This is a genomic window from Methylibium sp. T29-B, from assembly GCF_000576225.1.
GTDB lineage: Bacteria > Pseudomonadota > Gammaproteobacteria > Burkholderiales > Burkholderiaceae_C > Methylibium > Methylibium petroleiphilum.
In genome coordinates this window covers 21271-39412 of record NZ_AZSN01000022.1, presented here as the reverse complement: position 1 = coordinate 39412, position 18142 = coordinate 21271, and the positions used below count along the sequence as shown (strand labels likewise).

General features: G+C 69.4%; 17 protein-coding genes and 3 pseudogenes. 17 read left to right on the top strand and 3 right to left on the bottom strand.

The window, feature by feature from the left end; genetic code table 11:
- Positions 1-116: 116 nt before the first annotated feature.
- On the bottom strand, positions 117-941 hold the full coding sequence (locus Y694_RS23190) for a toll/interleukin-1 receptor domain-containing protein (protein WP_197028743.1): 825 nt from the start codon (positions 939-941) through the stop codon (positions 117-119).
- A gap of 304 nt (positions 942-1245) precedes the next feature.
- On the opposite strand from Y694_RS23190, the gene Y694_RS05885 reads away from it, so the two are divergent.
- From Y694_RS05885 to Y694_RS22430, 8 genes are all read left to right on the top strand, one after another.
- Entirely contained in the window at positions 1246-1539 is a 294-nt protein-coding gene (locus Y694_RS05885) for a phage integrase N-terminal SAM-like domain-containing protein (protein WP_051495597.1), read from the top strand.
- Positions 1540-1668: 129 nt separating this feature from the next.
- Complete coding sequence (urtA, locus tag Y694_RS05880) at positions 1669-2946, top strand: urea ABC transporter substrate-binding protein (protein ID WP_011828297.1); 1278 nt, start codon at positions 1669-1671, stop codon at positions 2944-2946.
- 155 nt (positions 2947-3101) lie between these two features.
- Complete coding sequence (urtB, locus tag Y694_RS05875) at positions 3102-4697, top strand: urea ABC transporter permease subunit UrtB (RefSeq protein WP_036230706.1); 1596 nt, start codon at positions 3102-3104, stop codon at positions 4695-4697.
- Positions 4694-5830, top strand: coding sequence for an urea ABC transporter permease subunit UrtC (urtC, locus tag Y694_RS05870; RefSeq protein ID WP_011828299.1), 1137 nt, complete (start codon positions 4694-4696; stop codon positions 5828-5830). The genes urtB and urtC overlap by 4 nt, the downstream gene beginning before the upstream one ends.
- Positions 5827-6711, top strand: coding sequence for an urea ABC transporter ATP-binding protein UrtD (gene urtD / locus Y694_RS05865; protein WP_011828300.1), 885 nt, complete (start codon positions 5827-5829; stop codon positions 6709-6711). The genes urtC and urtD overlap by 4 nt, the downstream gene beginning before the upstream one ends.
- 7 nt (positions 6712-6718) lie before the next feature.
- A complete protein-coding gene (gene urtE / locus Y694_RS05860) occupies positions 6719-7411 on the top strand; it encodes an urea ABC transporter ATP-binding subunit UrtE (RefSeq protein WP_036230728.1) in 693 nt (230 codons plus the stop codon).
- Positions 7412-7519: 108 nt separating this feature from the next.
- Positions 7520-8605 carry a GGDEF domain-containing protein gene (locus Y694_RS05855; protein ID WP_011828302.1) on the top strand — a complete coding sequence of 362 codons (1086 nt, stop codon included), beginning with the start codon at positions 7520-7522 and terminating at the stop codon, positions 8603-8605.
- A 150-nt stretch (positions 8606-8755) separates the two neighbouring features.
- Positions 8756-9511, top strand: coding sequence for a hypothetical protein (locus Y694_RS22430; protein ID WP_051495596.1), 756 nt, complete (start codon positions 8756-8758; stop codon positions 9509-9511).
- A gap of 40 nt (positions 9512-9551) precedes the next feature.
- Here the strand turns inward: Y694_RS22430 and Y694_RS05845 are convergent.
- A pseudogene (locus Y694_RS05845) lies at positions 9552-11044 on the bottom strand (cryptochrome/photolyase family protein).
- A 34-nt stretch (positions 11045-11078) separates the two neighbouring features.
- Here Y694_RS05845 and Y694_RS05840 point away from each other — a divergent pair.
- The 7 genes and pseudogenes from Y694_RS05840 (at position 11079) to Y694_RS24075 (ending at position 16379) form a co-directional block, all read left to right on the top strand.
- Positions 11079-11681: a YqgE/AlgH family protein gene (locus Y694_RS05840; protein WP_011828305.1), complete on the top strand. Its 603-nt coding sequence runs from the start codon at positions 11079-11081 to the stop codon at positions 11679-11681.
- Positions 11674-12084 carry a Holliday junction resolvase RuvX gene (gene ruvX / locus Y694_RS05835; RefSeq protein ID WP_036230702.1) on the top strand — a complete coding sequence of 137 codons (411 nt, stop codon included), beginning with the start codon at positions 11674-11676 and terminating at the stop codon, positions 12082-12084. The genes Y694_RS05840 and ruvX overlap by 8 nt, the downstream gene beginning before the upstream one ends.
- Positions 12081-12581, top strand: a complete 501-nt coding sequence (pyrR, locus tag Y694_RS05830; protein WP_011828307.1) for a bifunctional pyr operon transcriptional regulator/uracil phosphoribosyltransferase PyrR — start codon at positions 12081-12083, stop codon at positions 12579-12581. The genes ruvX and pyrR overlap by 4 nt, the downstream gene beginning before the upstream one ends.
- Positions 12581-13542 (top strand): annotated as a pseudogene (locus Y694_RS05825) (aspartate carbamoyltransferase catalytic subunit). The gene pyrR and the pseudogene Y694_RS05825 overlap by 1 nt, the downstream one beginning before the upstream one ends.
- Positions 13539-14856: pseudogene (locus Y694_RS05820) on the top strand (dihydroorotase). The pseudogenes Y694_RS05825 and Y694_RS05820 overlap by 4 nt, the downstream one beginning before the upstream one ends.
- A 231-nt stretch (positions 14857-15087) precedes the next feature.
- Entirely contained in the window at positions 15088-15636 is a 549-nt protein-coding gene (locus Y694_RS05815; RefSeq protein ID WP_310732205.1) for a 1-acyl-sn-glycerol-3-phosphate acyltransferase, read from the top strand.
- Positions 15637-15746: 110 nt separating this feature from the next.
- Positions 15747-16379: a hypothetical protein gene (locus Y694_RS24075; protein WP_152543389.1), complete on the top strand. Its 633-nt coding sequence runs from the start codon at positions 15747-15749 to the stop codon at positions 16377-16379.
- 9 nt (positions 16380-16388) lie between these two features.
- On the opposite strand, the gene gpmA is transcribed toward Y694_RS24075, so the two are convergent.
- Positions 16389-17132 (bottom strand): 2,3-diphosphoglycerate-dependent phosphoglycerate mutase, encoded by a 744-nt coding sequence (gpmA, locus tag Y694_RS05805; RefSeq protein WP_011828313.1) that lies wholly within the window; start codon positions 17130-17132, stop codon positions 16389-16391.
- Positions 17133-17225: 93 nt separating this feature from the next.
- Between gpmA and Y694_RS05800 the strand changes: the two genes are divergently transcribed.
- Complete coding sequence (locus Y694_RS05800; protein WP_036230695.1) at positions 17226-17642, top strand: rhodanese-like domain-containing protein; 417 nt, start codon at positions 17226-17228, stop codon at positions 17640-17642.
- Positions 17643-17767: 125 nt separating this feature from the next.
- Positions 17768-18043: a glutaredoxin 3 gene (gene grxC, locus Y694_RS05795; RefSeq protein ID WP_011828315.1), complete on the top strand. Its 276-nt coding sequence runs from the start codon at positions 17768-17770 to the stop codon at positions 18041-18043.
- Positions 18044-18142 lie beyond the last annotated feature (99 nt).

Here is an 18142-nt window from a genome sequence, read left to right as displayed (position 1 = left end):
CCTTAGACGTCATTGCGCGAACTTCGCCGTCTTTGTGGGTGCGATCTTGTATTCCAGGTTCACTTGATCGAGGGCGTTTCCCGTGCCACGCACTTGAACCGAAAGTACTTTCGTAGCTAGGAAGTAGCCGGCTGTGTTTTGCCACACCAAGATCTCCCCGGCGTGTGGTGTGCGAACTCTTGACGATGGATCGTATTGCGTTGCGTCTTGAATCTGAGCGATGGCGGTGGCCCCACTGCTATTGCGACACTCCGAATGCTTGGGGGATCTGTGTAAGCGTGGATCGAATTGGCACCTGCGCGCGACCAAGCAGTTTCAAAGGCCATGTCGCCGGCTCCAAATGTGAATCTTCCGTTGTTGTTTGAGTAGTCGAAGGCAACAGTGCCAGAAGTTGCAGGCGAAACATAGCGCTCTGACCCAAAGGAGACGATCGGCGCCGTAACTGCAATCTCCGCTGCAAAAGGATTCCGTCCGAGTGGCGGGCGTGGCTTCACTTCCTGTCCGTGGATGTCTCTGATTAGCTCAGCGTATTTGGCTTCAAAGGCGAGATCGTCTCGAAAGTCAATAAACACGCGCGACGACAGGAATGTAGGGACCGGCCGTACAAGTGAATTCGCGCGAATCACTGGAATGATTCGGTCTGAAGTGACGTCTTGCATAAGCTGAGCGGTAAGGATCATCTTCTCGTAGCCGACTCCTCCTCGACCGGCATTCGCCTTGCCGACGTATGACTCGGTACAAACAGCAAGAACCCGGTGTGCCGCGGATAGGCCTTGCTCCATGAAATGCGGCAGGTCACCTCCGAGGCGTAGATCCCACTGATCGAGGACAACATCAACTCCGTTTGCGACGAGGCGCGTGGCCAGCGCCAAAACCCAGTCCTTGTGCACCTCGCTGTCGTGAGAATAGGAGACGAAGACTTTGGGCGCGGGAGAAGTCATCTGTTTGGGCTCTGAGGTCTAACTAGACTTAGACATGCGTGACCGTACCGGCGCTGTTGATCTAACGCAACCCCTGCGTAGGAGTCACGGCCAGCGCGACGCCCTGCAGAGAGTCCCTTTCTGTCCGATGGGCGCGGGCGTTTAGGCGGCCTAAATTTCCTGGATGCCTGTTCGCGATCCGGAGCCCGCGGCGCCCGCTGAATCGACGACGACGACGCCACTCGCGCCGCCGCCCCGCCTGCTCGACCAGCTCCGCGAGCACATTCGAGTCAAGCACTACGCCTTGCGCACCGAGCGCACCTAAGTGGAATGGGTGCGTCGCTACATCCTGTTCCACGGCAAGCGCCATCCGCGCGACATGGGGGCGCTGGCGATCGAAGCGTTTCTCAGCCATCTGGCGCTGGAGCGTGGCGTGTCCTCGGCCACGCAGAACCAGGCCAAGGCGCCCTTGCTGTTCCTCTACAAGGAGGTGCTGGGCACGGTCGATCTGCCCTGGCTCGCCGAGGTGGTGGCCGCCAAGGCCTCGCGCCGTCCGCCGGTGGTGCTCACGCAGCGCGAGGCGCGCGAACTGCTGATGCCGTTCCACCGCACGCGCTGACCCGCCGGCTCCGGTCCGCCGCCGCCGACCGGTGTCTCTACGCCACCTTGCGTATTCCGCCGCCCGGGGGTTCTGCCTAACCTGCAGCGGTCCGTGAACTCAACCGATCCCCCGAGGAGGAAACACCCCATGTCCCACACCACCCGCCGCGCCTTTGCGGCCTCGCTTTCCGCCGTGGCGCTGGCCGCTGCCGGCGCCTTCGTGCCCAGCGCCTTCGCGGCCGACACCATCAAGGTCGGCGTGCTGCACTCGCTGTCGGGCACCATGGCCATCTCGGAAACCGTGCTCAAGGACACGGTGCTCATGACCATCGACGAGATCAACGCCAAGGGCGGCGTCATGGGCAAGAAGCTCGAGCCGGTGGTGGTGGACCCGGCCTCCAACTGGCCGCTGTTCGCCGAGAAGGCCAAGCAGCTGATCAGCCAGGACAAGGTGGCCGTGGTGTTCGGTTGCTGGACGTCGGTGAGCCGCAAGTCGGTGCTGCCGGTGTTCGAGGAAACCAACTCGCTGCTGTTCTACCCGGTGCAGTACGAGGGTGAGGAACTGTCCAAGAACGTGTTCTACACCGGTGCCGCGCCCAACCAGCAGGCCATCCCCGCGGTGGAATACCTGATGAGCAAGGACGGTGGCTCGGCCAAGCGCTTCGTGCTGCTGGGCACCGACTATGTCTACCCGCGCACCACCAACAAGATCCTGCGCGCCTTCCTCAAGAGCAAGGGTGTCGCCGAGGCCGACATCATGGAGGAGTACACCCCCTTCGGCCACTCCGATTACCAGACCATCATCGCCAAGATCAAGAAGTTCTCGTCGGAAGGCAAGAAGACCGCGGTGGTGTCCACCATCAACGGCGACTCCAACGTGCCCTTCTACAAGGAACTGGGCAACCAGGGCCTGAAGGCGACCGACGTGCCGGTGGTGGCGTTCTCGGTGGGTGAGGAAGAGCTCCGCGGTGTCGACACCAAGCCGCTGGTGGGCCACTTGGCGGCGTGGAACTACTTCATGTCGATCAAGAACCCGACCAACGCCGCGTTCATCAAGCAGTGGAGCGACTACGCCAAGGCCAAGGGCATCCCGGGCCACAAGGACAAGCCGCTGACCAACGACCCGATGGAGGCCACCTACATCGGCATCCACATGTGGGCGCAGGCGGTCGAGAAGGCCAAGTCGACCGACACCGACAAGGTCATCGCCGCCATGGCGGGCCAGACCTTCAAGGCGCCGGGCGGCTTCACCAGCACCATGGACAAGGAAAACCACCACCTGCACAAGCCGGTGTTCATCGGCGAGGTCAAGGCCGACGGCCAGTTCAACGTGGTCTGGAAGACGCCGGGCCCGGTGGTCGCCGATCCGTGGAGCGACTACATCGCCGAGAACAAGGGCAAGAAGAACGTGCCGGAGAAGAAGTAAGTCACGGGCAGCCGGCTCTCGATGTTGGCGCGCGCCGGCCGGGCCGGCGGCGATCGGACTGTCCACCCGGTCGCCGCCGGTCCTGCCGGCGCGCAGCCTTCTTTTTCTTCTTCTCATGGCTTCCTACTCTCCACGGTGACGACGAATTGAATGCCTTGCGTGCTTTCCTGCTGAGCCTGTGCGCCGCCGGGCTGCTGGGGCTGGCTGCGGCTCCCGCGCGTGCCATGACGCCCGCGCAGGCGCTCGCCATCTCGGCCGGCGACACCGACACCCGCGTCGCCGCCCTGCAGCAGGCCATCGCCGCGCTCGACCCGCGCGTGCCGGTGCTGGTGCAGGCGCTGCTGGACGGCGAGGTGAAGGTCGACGACCAGCGCGCCTACATCGTCGCGGCCGACGGCTCGGCCGTCGACGCCGCCACCGGCCAGCCGGCCACGCCCCCCGAGACCGCGGAAGACGCGGTCAACAACAACCGCATGCGTGGCGAGCTGCAGGCCGCGCTGGCCGCGCTGCAGCTCATCACCGGCGACCTCACGCAACGCCGCGCCGCCATCGGCTCGCTGCGCGAGGCGATGGACGAGGCCAAGCTGCCGCTCATCGAGCAGGCGCTGGCCAAGGAGGCCGACCCCGCACTCAAGGCCGAGCTGGAGACGCTGCGCGCCAAGGGCCTGATCGCCTCCACCGACCCGGCCAAGCGCCTGCAGGCCGCGCAGGCCCTGGCCAGCAGCACCACGCCGGCCACCCGCAGCCTGCTGCTCGAGCGCCTGAAGCCGGCGGCCGAGGGCGGCGAGGCCGACCCCGCGGTGCGCGCCGCGCTGCAGGCCTCGCTCGACGGCGTCAATTCCATGCTGGCCTGGGGCGAACGCGCCGGCGTCGTGTTCACCGGCATCAGCCTGGGTTCCATCCTGCTGCTGGCGGCGCTGGGCCTGGCCATCACCTACGGGCTGATGGGCGTCATCAACATGGCGCACGGCGAGCTCATCATGATCGGCGCCTACGCCACCTACCTCACGCAGAACGCCTTCCGCGCCTGGCTGCCGGACCACTTCGACTGGTACATCGTCGCGGCCATCCCGCTGTCCTTCCTCACCGCGGCGGCGGTGGGCGCGGTGCTGGAGCGTGGCGTCATCCGCTTCCTCTACGGCCGGCCGCTGGAGACGCTGCTCGCCACCTGGGGCATCAGCCTGGTGCTGATGCAGGGCGTGCGCTCGCTGTTCGGCGCACAGAACGTGCCGGTGGAGAACCCGGCCTGGCTGTCGGGCGGCGTGCAGATCATGAGCAACCTGGTGCTGCCGTGGAACCGCATCGCCATCGTGGTGTTCGCGGCCATCGTGCTGGGCGGCATCGCCTTCCTGATCGCGAAGACGCGGCTGGGGCTGTTCGTGCGCAGCGTCACCCAGAACCGCCCCATGGCCTCGTGCATGGGCGTCAACACCGCGCGCGTCGACACGCTGGCGTTCGCGCTCGGGGCCGGCGTGGCGGGGCTGGCGGGCTGTGCGGTCAGCCAGGTCGGCAACGTGGGACCCGACCTCGGGCAGGGCTACATCGTCGACTCCTTCATGGTGGTGGTGCTGGGCGGCGTGGGCCAGCTCGCCGGCACCGTGTACGCGGCACTGGGGCTGGGCGTGATCAACAAGTTCCTCGAAGGCTGGGCCGGTGCGGTGCTGGCGAAGATCATCGTGCTGGTGTTCATCGTGGTGTTCATCCAGAAGCGGCCGCAGGGGCTGTTCGCATTGAAGGGGAGAGAGGCATGAGCGCCGTGCTGACGCCTCCTCTGCCCGTGGCACCGCCGCGCAGCCGCCTGCTGCAGGGCAAGGCCTGGACGGCGCTGCTGGCCGCGGTGATCACCGTGACCGTGCTGGTGCCGGTGCTGAACCTCGTGGTGCCGGCCGGCAGCGCCTTCCACCTGAGCGACTACGCGGTGGCGCTGATCGGCAAGATCATGTGCTACGCGATCTGTGCGCTGGCCATGGACCTGATCTGGGGCTACACCGGCATCCTGTCGCTCGGCCACGGCCTGTTCTTCGCGCTCGGCGGCTACGCGATGGGCATGTACCTCATGCGCCAGATCGGCCGCGACGGCAACTACCAGTCGGACCTGCCCGATTTCATGGTCTTCCTCGACTGGAAGGAGCTGCCCTGGCACTGGAGCTTCAGCGACTCCTTCGTGGCCACGCTGTTCCTGATCGTCGCGGTGCCGGGCCTGCTGGCCTTCGTGTTCGGCTTCTTCGCGTTCCGCTCGCGCATCAAGGGCGTGTACTTCTCGATCATCACGCAGGCGCTCACCTTCGCCGCGATGCTGCTGTTCTTCCGCAACGAAACCGGCTTCGGCGGCAACAACGGCTTCACCGACTTCAAGCGCATCCTCTCCATCCCGATCGCGCAGCCGTCCACGCGCATGGTGCTGTTCGTGCTGACCGGGCTCACGCTGATCGGCTTCTTCCTGCTGGCGCGCTGGCTCATCCACACCAAGTTCGGCCGGGTGCTGCAGGCCATCCGCGACGCCGAGAACCGCGTCATGTTCTGCGGCTACGAGCCGCTGAACTACAAGCTCGCGATCTGGACGCTGTCGGCGGTGATGTGCGGCATCGCCGGGGCGCTGTACGTGCCGCAGGTGGGCATCATCAACCCCGGCGAGATGTCGCCGGCCGCCAGCATCGAGATCGCGATCTGGGCCGCGGTGGGCGGCCGGGCCACGCTGATCGGCCCGATCGTCGGCGCCTTCTTCGTCAACTTCGCGAAGAGCTGGTTCACGCAGGTCTTCCCCGAGTTCTGGCTGTACTTCCTGGGCGCGCTGTTCATCGCCGTCACGCTGTTCCTGCCGGACGGCATCGTCGGCGGCGTGAAGCGGCTGCTGGGCCGCGGCAGCAAGGAGAAGCGCGCATGACGCCCGAGCTGATGGAGGCCGGCGCCCGCACCCGCGAGCGCATGGCCGCGAAGCCCGAGGCCGGCAAGTCGGGCGGCCGGGCGGCGAGCTACAGCCGTGTGGTCGAACCGGGCACGCTGGACACCGCGCACGGCGGCATCCTGTACCTGGAGGACATCACCGTCAGCTTCGACGGCTTCCGCGCGCTGAACAAGCTGTCGCTGAACATCGCCGCCGGCGAGCTGCGTTGCATCATCGGCCCCAACGGCGCCGGCAAGACGACCATGATGGACGTGATCACCGGCAAGACGCGGCCCGACGCCGGCAGCGCCTTCTTCGGCTCCACCATCGACCTGCTGCGCCTGCGCGAGAGCCAGGTGGCGAGCATCGGCATCGGCCGCAAGTTCCAGAAGCCCAGCGTGTTCGAGCAGCTCACGGTGTTCGAGAACCTGGAGCTCGCGCTGAAGGCCGACCGCCGGCCGCGCGCGGCGGTGTTCGCCCGGCTGTCGGGCGCGCAGCTCGACCGCATCGGCGAGATCCTCACGCTCATCCACCTGAAGGGCGAGGCGCAGCGCCTGGCCGGGCTGCTGTCGCACGGCCAGAAGCAGTGGCTGGAGATCGGCATGCTGCTGATGCAGGACCCCAAGCTGTTGCTGCTCGACGAGCCGGTGGCCGGCATGACCGACGAGGAGACCGAGCGCACCGCGCAGCTCTTCGTGTCGCTGCAGGGCGCGCACTCGCTGGTGGTGGTGGAGCACGACATGAAGTTCATCGACGAGCTCACCCGCGACGACCCGGCCAAGAAGGTGACGGTGCTGCACGAGGGCAGCGTGCTGGCCGAGGGCTCGCTCGCGCAGGTGCAGGCGAACGACAAGGTGGTGGAGGTCTATCTTGGCCGCTGAACACACCATGCTGAAGGTCGAAGGCGTCAACCAGTACTACGGCGGTTCGCACATCCTGCGCGGGCTGGATTTCGAGGCGAAGGCCGGCGAGGTGACGGTCGTGCTGGGCCGCAACGGCGTGGGCAAGACCACGCTGCTGAAGAGCCTGGTCGGGCTGGTGAGCATCAAGTCCGGCAGCATCCGGCTCGACGGCGCCGAGGTGCAGCGCCTCACGCCCTACGAGCGCGTGCGCCGCGGCATCGGCTACGTGCCGCAGGGCCGCGAGATCTTCGGCCGCCTGACGGTCGAGGACAACCTGCGCATGGGCCTGGCCAGCAAGCCCGGCAGCACACCGATCCCGGCCGAGCTCTACGAGCTGTTCCCGGTGCTCAAGCAGATGCTCGGACGGCGCGGCGGTGATCTGTCGGGCGGGCAGCAGCAGCAGCTGGCGATCGCCCGCGCGCTGGCGGCCGGCCCCAAGCTGCTGATCCTGGACGAGCCGACCGAGGGCATCCAGCCCAGCGTCATCAAGGACATCGGCCGCGTGATCCGCAAGCTGGCCGATCGCGGCGACATGGCGATCATCCTGGTGGAGCAGTACTACGACTTCGCCGCCGAACTGGCCGACCAGTACCTGGTGATGGAGCGCGGCGAGATCGTGCTGCGCGGCCGAGGCGCCGACATGGAAACCGACGGCGTGCGCCAGCGCATGTCGATCTGAGCGCGCTGCCCCGCGCCGCCGGGGCGTGCATACTGCGCGCGCCCGGCGCGGCGGTTCTCAAGCGTGCGGCGGGCAGGCCGATAGCCGATCAAGCCCTATCCACACGCCATGACAGACCTGCTCGGATCCGTCGTCAGCCTCACCGGCTACCGTGACCGCGACCTGCTCGACGCAGCCGCGGTCACGATGCTGGCCGACTGGCTGCGACCGCTGAGCCTGAGCCTGTACCGCTGTGTGGGCGAGGCCGGCGACACGCGGCTGCTGCTGCAGGCGTGCGCCCGCGACGGCCCGCCGGCGGTGGCGGGCGATCCGCCGTGGACCCCGCTGGAGGCGCTGCCGTCGCTGGACGACTGGCTACCGCACCGCGACGCGCTGGCCGGCGGCGAACCGCTGCTGGCGCTGCCCACCAGCCGACCCGGCCCGAGGGGCCGGCCGGTGCTCCTGAATGTGTTCCCGCTGTGGGTTGGCACCGAACGCTTCGGTCTGGTCGAGGTGCTCGCCGAGAAGCCGCTCGACGCCGAACAGCTGCGCTTCGTCGATGCCGTGCTGAAGATCTACCGCAACCAGGTCGGCCTGCTCGACTACAGCGAGCGCGACACGCTGACCGGTCTGCTGAACCGCAAGACCTTCGACGAACAGTTCGGCAAGTGCCTGCTCGAGTGCGACGGCCCGGGGCCGCTGGCGCCGCTGTCGCCGTCGGCCGACGGCGGGCAGCAGCCCGAACGGCGCGCCCGCGCGTCGCTGCGCTACTGGATCGGCGTGGTCGACGTCGACCACTTCAAGCGCGTGAACGACAACTTCGGTCACCTGATCGGCGACGAGGTGCTGCTGCTGATGGCGCGCATCCTGCGCGGCGCCTTCCGGCATGGCGACCGGCTCTACCGCTTCGGCGGCGAGGAGTTCGTCGTGATGCTGCACGCCGATTCGCGCGTGCACGCGGCGCTCGCCTTCGAGCGCTTCCGCGCGCGCATGGAGACCTGCCGCTTCCCGCAGGTCGGCAGCGTCACGGTCAGCATCGGCATGACCGAACTGCGCGCCGACGACACCCCCAGCGCGGCCTTCTCGCGCGCCGACCTGGCGGTCTACCACGCCAAGCAGAACGGCCGTAACCAGCTGCAGTGCCACGACCAGCTGGTCGAGGGAGGCACGCTGGTCGAGGCGGGCGGCAAGGTCGGCGAGATCGAGCTGTTCTGACGCCGGTACCACGCCGGCACGGCAGCGCTTCGCTGCCGTAAGCGAAAACCTGCGGGCCAGCAACCCCCCTGAACGACAGACGGGACAGTCACGCCCGACCCCCTGGCGCCGACAGAATGCGCCGACTCGAAAACCTGGGGAGGACGACAAATGAGGCATCGGATTGCTGCGCTGACGCTGGTGGTGGGGCTGGCCGGTTGTGGGGGCGGGGGCGGGGGTGATGACCCGCAGGACGCTCCGGCCACGGATGCAACGCCGCTGGAAGGGGGCTACGAGCTCGCCAGCAGCACCGGCGCCCGCGGTGAGGCGCTGATCCTGGAGGACCGCACGTTCTGGGGCCTCAGCGGCTTCGAGTCGGGCGGCACGCTCTACGTCGACACGCTGACGCAGGGGACCGTGAGCCGCTCCGGCGCGACGGTGAGCGCGACCGATCTGCGCCAGTACGACTTCCTGAACGGCGTGGTCAGGACGACCGGCTTCTCGGGCTCGATGAAGGTGTCGGGCGTCGTGTCCGGCACGGTCAGCCCGAGCGGGGCGGCGGCCACCAACCTGACGCTGACGCCGGTGGCGGCTTCCGATTTCGACTACCACGCCGCCGCGAGCCTGGGCACGATCGTCGGCACATGGAACGGCGACTCGCTCGACGGCAGCAGCGGCAGCGTGACGGTGGGCGCCGGCGGCGCGATCACCGCCTCGCTGAGCGGCTGCAGCATCACCGGGAACGCGGCGCCGCATCCCAGCGGCAAGAACCTCTACGCCGTGTCGGTCACCTTCGGTCCGTCACCCTGCATCCTCGCCAACGCGACGGCCAGCGGGATCGCGATCATCGGCACCGCGCAGCAGCTGGTGGTGGCCCTGACATCCGCCGACCGCTCGGCCGGCACGGTGTTCCTCGGCGTGCGCTGACGGACCTCGGGCGCGCGGGCCCTCCCGCGTCGCCTCTGCCTCAGCGCGCCCCCTTCACCACCGCATAGCGCGCCAGCGTGCGTTCGCGCGCCAGCTCATGGCGCACGATGGGCTCGGGGTAGTCGCGGCCGAGCACCAGGCCGGCGGCGACCAGGTCGAGCGGCTTGGCGTCCCACGGGGCGTGCAGCGCGGCGTCGGGCAGGGCGGCGAGCTGCGGCAGGTAGCGGCGGATGAACTTGCCCTGGGCGTCGAATTTCTGGCTCTGGCTCACCGGGTTGAAGATGCGGAAGTAGGGCTGGGCGTCGCAGCCGCTGGAGCTGGCCCACTGCCAGCCGCCGTTGTTGGCGGCGAGGTCGTAGTCGTTCAGCTTCTCGGCGAAATAGCGCTCGCCGCGGCGCCAGTCCAGCCCCAGGTCCTTGCACAGGAAGCTCGCCACCACCATGCGCAGCCGGTTGTGCATGTAGCCGGTCTGGTTGATCTGGAGCATGGCCGCGTCGACCAGCGGGTAGCCGGTGCGGCCCTCGCACCAGGCGGCGAACAGCGCGTCGGCATGCTTGCCATGCTCCCACTTGATCTTGTCGTATTCGGGCTTGAAGCTGCGCTCGACGACCTGTGGGTGGTGGTGCAGCACCTGGTGGTAGAAGTCGCGCCAGATCAGTTCCGACAGCCAGACCTCGGCGCCGCGCGAGCCGGCGCGCGCGCGGTCCCAGGCCAGCCGCGCCAGCTCGCGGATCGACAGCGTGCCGAAGCGCAGGTGCACGCTCAGGTAGCTGGGGCCCTTGACGGCGGGGAAGTCGCGCGTCTGGTCGTAGCGATCGATGCGCTCGTCGCTGAAGTCCTCCAGCAGCGCGCGGCCGCCGGCGGTACCGGGGGCGAGCTTCAGCGCCGCCAGGTTGGTGGGTTCGAAGCCGATGGCGGCCAGCGTGGGCACGCCCGCGGCCTCACCCGCCGGGCGCGGCGCCAGCGCGCCGGCATGGCGGCCCACCGGGTAGGCCTGCAGGTAGAAGGGCTCCAGCTTCTTCAGCCAGGCGTTCTTGTAGGGCGTGAACACGCCATAGGGCGTGCCGGCGGCGGTCAGCACCTCGTCGGTGTCGAACACCACCTGGTCCTTGGCCGGGTGGAAGGCGATCCCGGTCTGGGCGAGCGCGCCGCGCACCTGGGCGTCGCGCGCCACGGCGGCGGGCTCGTAGTCGGTGTTCGCGTAGACCGCCTGCACGTGCAGTGCGGCGGCCAGTCGCGGGATTCGTCGCGCGCGCGGCCGTGACGCACGATCAGCCCGACGCCCTCGGTGCCGTGGCTGCGGCCCAGGGTGTGCAGCTGCGCATCGAGGTCGACCAGGCTGTCGCGGATGAACTCGACGCGGCGGTCGGTGCGCGGCAGCGGGTCCAGGATCTCGGTGTCGAACACGAACGCCACCCAGACCCGCCGCGCAGCGCGCAGCGCATGGTAGAGCGCGGCATGGTCGTGGGCGCGCAGGTCCCGGCGGCACCACACCAGCGCGGCGTCGAGTGTTTTTCCGGAGGCCTTGTCCATGCGCCGGAGTGTGCCCGGTCACTACAATCGCCGCATGGGCTCGGACTCCGCCACCAACCTGACGAATCAGTTCCTGATCGCCATGCCCGGCATGGCCGACGACAACTTCGCCGGCTCGGTGGTCTACCTGTGCGAGCACACCGAGCGCGGCGCGCTCGGCCTGGTGATCAACAAGCCCAGCGACATCAAGCTGGGCCGCCTGTTCGAGAAGGTCGACCTGCCGCTCGACCGCGAGGAGCTGGCGGAGCAGCCGGTCTACCTCGGCGGGCCGGTGCAGACCGAGCGCGGCTTCGTGCTGCACGAGCGCGGCGAGGACGACGCGGCCGACATCGACGCCGATGGCGCCACCTACACCTCCTCGCTGCGCATCCCCGGCGGCATGGCCATGACCACCAGCAAGGACGTGCTCGAGGCCCTGGCCAACGGTGCCGGCCCGAAGCGCGTGCTGGTCACGCTGGGCTATGCCGGCTGGAGCGCCGGCCAGCTGGAGGACGAGATCGCCCGCAACGGCTGGATCACCGTCGACGCGAAGCCCGAGGTGATCTTCGAGACGCCGACCGAGCAGCGCTACGACAAGGCGCTGTCGCTGCTGGGCATCGACCCGCGCATGTTGAGCAGCGAAGCGGGCCATGCCTGAGCCGGCCGGCGCCCCGCAGCCCCTGCAGACCCTGCTCGCTTTCGATTTCGGCCTCAAGCGCACCGGGGTGGCCACCGGCAACACGCTGACGCGCAGCGCCCAGCCGCTGCGCACCGTGGCGGCCGAGGGCGACGCGCGCTTCGACGCCATCGCGAAGCTGATCGCCGAATGGCAGCCGGCCGCGCTGGTGGTCGGCGTGCCGTTCCACCCCGACGGCGCGCCGCACGACAATACCCGGCGCGCGCAGCGTTTCGCCCGCCAGCTGCACGGCCGCTTCCGGCTGCCGGTGCACGAGGTCGACGAGCGCTGGTCCACCACCGAGGCCCTGTCCGACGGGGCGCGCGACGCCGATGCCGCCGCCGCGGCGATCCTGCTCGAACAGTATTTCCGGGAGCACGCATGACGACCCTGCACCTCGACGCGGAAGCGCTCTACGCCGATCTGCTGGCGCGGGTGAGGCCGCTGCTCAAGCCCGAGACCGTGCTGGTCGGCATCTGGTCGGGCGGCGCCTGGCTGGCCGAGCGGCTGCAGCGTGACCTGGGACTGGCCGGCCGCCACGGCGTGATCTCGAGCGCGCTGCACCGAGACGACTTCGGCTCGCGCGGCATGAGCGCCACCACCGACGCGACGGCGCTGCCGTTCGAGATCGAGGGCCGCCACATCCTGCTGATCGACGACGTGCTCTACACCGGCCGCACGGTGCGCGCGGTGATCAACGAACTGTTCGACTTCGGCCGCCCGGCCAGCGTCGGCCTCGCGGTGCTGGTCGACCGCGGCGGGCGCGAACTGCCGATCGAGCCCGCCGTGTCGGCCGCCCGCGTGGTGGTGCCGCGCCACCAGCGGCTCGCGCTGGTGCGCGACGAGGCCGGCGGCTTCACACTCCAACTCGAAAGCGCCTGATGCTGAACAAGCGCAACCCGCAGCTCAACGCCCACGGCGAGCTGATCCACCTGCTGTCGATCGAAGGCCTGCCGAAGGCGGTGCTGACGCAGATCCTCGACACAGCGGGCACCTTCCTGAGCGTCAACGACCGCGAGGTGAAGAAGGTGCCGCTGCTGCGCGGCAAGAGCGTGTTCAACCTGTTCTTCGAGAACAGCACGCGCACGCGCACCACCTTCGAGATCGCTGCCAAGCGCCTCAGCGCCGACGTCATCAACCTCGACATCGCGCGCAGTTCCACCGCCAAGGGCGAGAGCCTGCTCGACACCATCGCCAACCTGTCGGCGATGCACGCCGACATGTTCGTGGTGCGCCATGCCGAGAGCGGCGCGCCCTACCTGATCGCGCAGCACGTGGCGCCCCACGTGCACGTGGTCAACGCCGGCGACGGCCGTCACGCGCACCCCACGCAGGGGCTGCTCGACATGTACACGATCCGCCACTACAAGAAGGACTTCAGCAACCTCGTGGTGGCGATCGTCGGCGACATCGTGCACTCGCGCGTGGCGCGCTCCGACATCCACGCGCTCACCACGCTGGGCGCGGCGGAGGTGAGGGCGGTCGGCCCGCGCACCCTCGTGCCGGCCGACCTGAAGCACATGGGCGTGCGCGTCTGCCACGACATGAGCGAAGGCATCCGCGACGCCGACGTGATCATCATGCTGCGGCTGCAGAACGAGCGCATGAGCGGTGCGCTGCTGCCGAGCGCCGGCGAGTACTTCAAGAGCTTCGGCCTCACCGAGGAGAAGCTCGCGCTCGCCAGGCCCGACGCATCGTGATGCACCCCGGCCCCATCAACCGCGGCGTGGAGATCGACTCGGCGGTGGTCGACGGCAGGCAGAGCGTGATCCTGCCGCAGGTGACCTTCGGCATCGCGGTGCGCATGGCGGTCATGAGCACGATCGCGGGGAACAACGCATGAAGATCCTGATCAGCAACGGCCGCGTGGTCGACCCGGCCTCGGGCCGCGACGAGCGGGCCGACATCGCCATCGCCAACGGTCGCATCCTCACGATCGGCAAGGTGCCGGCCGACTTCGCGCCGGAGCGCACCATCGACGCCGCCGGCCTGGTGGTGGCGCCCGGCCTGGTGGACCTGGCCGCGCGCCTGCGCGAGCCCGGCCACGAGCACGAGGGCATGCTCGAGAGCGAGCTGGCCGCCGCCGCCGCCGGCGGCGTGACCAGCATGGTCTGCCTGCCCGACACCGATCCCACGCTCGACGAGCCCGCTGGTGGAGATGCTCAAGTTCCGCGCCCGCAAGCTCAGCCGCTGCCGGCTGTTCCCGCTCGGCGCGCTGACGCGCGGCCTCGGCGGCGAGGTGCTGACCGAGATGGCCGAGCTCACCGAGGCCGGCTGCGTGGGCTTCTCGCAGGCCGACGCGGTGCTGCGCGACACGCAGGTGCTGTCGCGCGCGCTGCAGTACGCGGCCACCTTCGGCTACACGGTGTGGCTGCGGCCGAACGATCCCTGGCTGGGCTCGGGCGTGGCGGCCAGCGGTGCGGTCGCCACGCGGCTCGGGTTGTCGGGCGTGCCGGTGGCGGCCGAGACGATCGCGCTGCACACGCTGTTCGAGCTGGTGCGGTCCAGCGGCGCGCGCGTGCACCTGTGCCGGCTGTCCAGCGCGGCCGGCGTGGCGCTGCTGCGCGAGGCCAAGGCCGAGGGGCTGCCGGTCACGGCCGATGTCAGCATCAACTCGCTGCACCTGACCGATGTCGACATCGGCTACTTCAACCCGGCCATGCGCCTGGTGCCGCCGCTGCGCCAGCAGCGCGACCGCGACGCGCTGCGCGCCGGGCTGGCCGACGGCACGATCGACGCGCTGGTGTCCGACCACACGCCGGTCGACGAGGACGCCAAGACCCTGCCGTTCGCCGAGGCCGAACCCGGTGCCACCGGCCTGGAGCTGCTGCTGAGCCTGGCGCTCAAGTGGGGCGAGGACAGCGGCGCCGGCCTGCGCCGCGCGCTCGCCACCGTGAGCTGCGAGCCGGTGCGGGTGCTGGGCGACGCGCTCGGTTCGCTCGCCTCCAGCGCGGGCCGCCTCGTCGAGGGCGGGGTGGCCGATGTCTGCGTGTTCGACCCCGAGGCGCGCTGGACCGTCGCGCCGGCCGCACTGCGCAGCCAGGGCAAGCACACGCCGTTCGCCTTCGACACCAGCGGTTTCGCGCTGCCGGGGCGCGTGCGCGCCACCTTGGTCGCCGGCCACGTGGCGCACGAAGCTACGCGCGACGCGGCATGAGCGCTCGTCGCGTCACCGCCGCGCCACCCTGATGCCGCGCCGTCTGCGTGCCGCGTGGCGCCTGCTGCGCGTGCTGCTGCACGTGTTGCACGGCCTGGCCATCGTGCTGACGATGTTCCGCGCGCTCGGGCGTACCGAGCGGCGCGAGCGCGTGCGCTGGTGGGCCGCCAAGATGCTGCGCGTGGCCGGGGTCGAGCCCGGCGCAGCGGCGAGCCCTGGCCCGGCGGGGCGTTGCTGGTCGCGAACCACATCTCCTGGCTGGACATCGTGGCCATCCACGCCTTCTGCCCGCAGGCGCGCTTCGTGTCCAAGGCCGACGTCCGGCACTGGCCGCTGCTGAGCCGGCTGACCGAGGCGGCCGACAGCCTCTACCTCGAGCGCGAGCGCAAGCGCGACGCGCTGCGCGTGGTGCACCAGATGGCCGAGGCGCTGACGGCCGGCGACACCGTGGCGGTGTTCCCCGAAGGCACCACCGGCGAGGGCCACGCGCTGCTGCCCTTCCACGCCAACCTGCTGCAGGCTTCCATCGCCACCGGCACGCCGGTGCAGCCGGTGGCGCTGCGCTACCGCGACCGGCACGACGAGGTCAGCAAGGCGGTGGCCTACGTCGGCGACACCACGCTGGTGCAGAGCCTGTGGTGGGTGGCCTGCGCCGAGGGTCTGCAGGTGCACCTGCAGTTCCTCGCGCCGCAGGCCAGCGCGCAGGCCGATCGCCGCGCGCTCGCCGAGCGCCTGCGCGCCGCGATCGACGAAGCCCTGCAGACGCCACCGACCACATGACGTGCGCAGTGCGGCTATGTCCGCATTGCTGCGCCGTCGATCACCCCCTGCTGTTCCCGCAGGTTCCGCCGTCACCGGCACAGAGAGCGGCCGAACGTCGAGGGGACGCCGTGCAGTTGCTCAAACTGGTCGCGCACCACATCAAGGTCGGTGTGCCCTTGCCGTTCGGCGTGCGCAACGAAGAGGGCAAGCTGCTGCTGGCCTGCGGCCAGGTCGTGGCCAGCGAGGCCCAGCTCGAGGCGCTGCTCGACCGCGGCGCCTATGCCGACGTCGAGGAGATCAATACGACTTCCCGGCGCTCGTCGATGCCTTCGCCGGCGAGTTCATCGCGCGGGTCGATTGCGATCCCGATGTGGCGATCTACGGCTCGATCCGCCAGGACCCGCGGCGCCTGTGGAGTACGGCGTGGCGCATGCGTTGCACACCGCGCTGGCGGGCCAGTTGAGGGCGCGTCGCGTCGGCTGGGCCGAGGAGCGCGTGGCGGCGCTGATCAAGGAATACGGCCTCTATCCGCCGGGCGACTTCGTGCGGCTCGCCTCCGGCGAACTGGCGTCGTCACAAGCCGCGGGCCCAGCGCCCATGCGCCGATGGTGGCTGCCATCGCCGACCGCGCCGGCCTGCCCACGGTGCGCACCACGCCGCGCGACACCGCCCAGCCGGGCTGCCAGATCGCCGGCCGGGCGACCGACCTGCAGCTCGTGCTGCGCGTGGTGCCGGAGCGGCTCTACGGCCTGGTGGGCTGAGGCACGGCCTCAGCCGTCCGCCTGCAGCGCGGACACTGAGGCCGCCTGCGCGGCGGCGTCGGCCCCGCCCAGGTAGTACTTGGACGTGGGCTTCAGGTTGGCGTCCAGGTCGTAGACCAGCGGGATGCCGTTCGGGATGTTCACGCCCACGATATCGGCGTCGGAGATGTTGTTCAGGTGCTTCACCAGCGCGCGGATGCTGTTGCCGTGCGCCACGATCACCAGCCGCTGGCCGGCGGCGATGGCCGGGGCCAGCGTGCCGTACCAGAGCGGCAGCACGCGCGCCACGGTGTCCTTCAGGCACTCGGTCAGCGGCACCTGGTTGGCCGCGAGCTTCGCGTAGCGCACGTCGCTGCGCTCGCTGCGCGGGTCGTTCGCCTCCAGCGGCGGCGGCGGCACGTCGTAGCTGCGGCGCCAGAGCAGCACCTGCTCGTCGCCGAACTGCTTGGCCATGTCGGCCTTGTTCAGGCCCTGCAGGCCGCCGTAGTGGCGCTCGTTGAGGCGCCAGTCCTTGATGACCGGCAGCCAGGTGCGGTCCATGCCGTCGAGGCAGTGCCAGGCGGTCCAGATCGCGCGCTTGAGCACCGAGGTGTAGACGGTGTCGAAATCGATGCCGGCCTGCTTCAGCAGCCGGCCGGCCTGCTGGGCCTGGGCCACGCCGGTGGGAGTGAGTTCCACGTCGGTCCAGCCGGTGAAGCGGTTCTCGAGGTTCCAGGTCGATTCGCCGTGGCGGATCAGCACGAGTTGGGTCATGAGGCGGGTCGCGGCAGCAATGGGAATAGCCGCAGATTCTAGAATCGCTGTCTTTCCGCCTCCCTGACCGCGCCGGCCGCGCGCGCCCCCACCGTGAAGTTTCTCCTCGACAACTGGTATCTGGTCCTCGCTGCGCTCGCCTCGGGCGGTCTTCTGGTCTGGCCGCTGATCGCTCGCGGCGGCGGCCCGAACCGCGTGTCCACCGCCGAGGCGGTGATGCTGATCAACCGCGAGAAGGCGGTGCTGATCGACGTGAGCGAGCCCGCCGAGTACGCCGCCGGCCACGCCAGCAACGCCCGCAACATCCCGCTCGCCGGGCTGGAGAGCGGCGCCAAGGGCCTGCCCACCAACAAGAGCCTGCCGGTGCTGGTGATCTGCCCGACCGGCGCGCGCGCCAACCGCGCCGTCGCCACCTTGCGCAAGCTCGGCTACGAGAAGGCCAGCATCGTGATCGGCGGCCTGGCGGCCTGGCGCGAGGCGCAACTGCCGGTGGAGAAGTCGGCGGCCTGAGCGGGCCCGGGCCTATCGACGAGATAGCGCCAAATGCCGCGCATTGCCGCGCAAATCAAACCCGCAGCCCGGCAAGGACGTGTCGATTCCGTGACACTGGCGGCTCGTTCCACCGATTGCCCGCCATGTCGTCCTCCACCGTCAAGATGTTCACCACCCAGGTCTGCCCGTTCTGCATCCGGGCCAAGGCACTGCTGAAGCAGCGCGGCGTGGAGCAGATCGAGGAGATTCGCATCGACCTCGACCCCGCGCAGCGCGACGCCATGATGCAGGCGACCGGCCGGCGTACCGTGCCGCAGATCTTCATCGGCGACACCCATGTGGGCGGCTGCGACGAACTCATCGCGCTCGACCAGCGCGGCGGCCTGATGCCGCTGCTGCAGCAGCAGTCCCCGGCCTGACTGACGGCAGGCCGGCAAGCCGGTCGCTGCCACCCCGCTGCGACATAATCCGGCGGTTCCATGCCCCAGGGCCCGCCGACGTCGACGACGGCGGGCCGT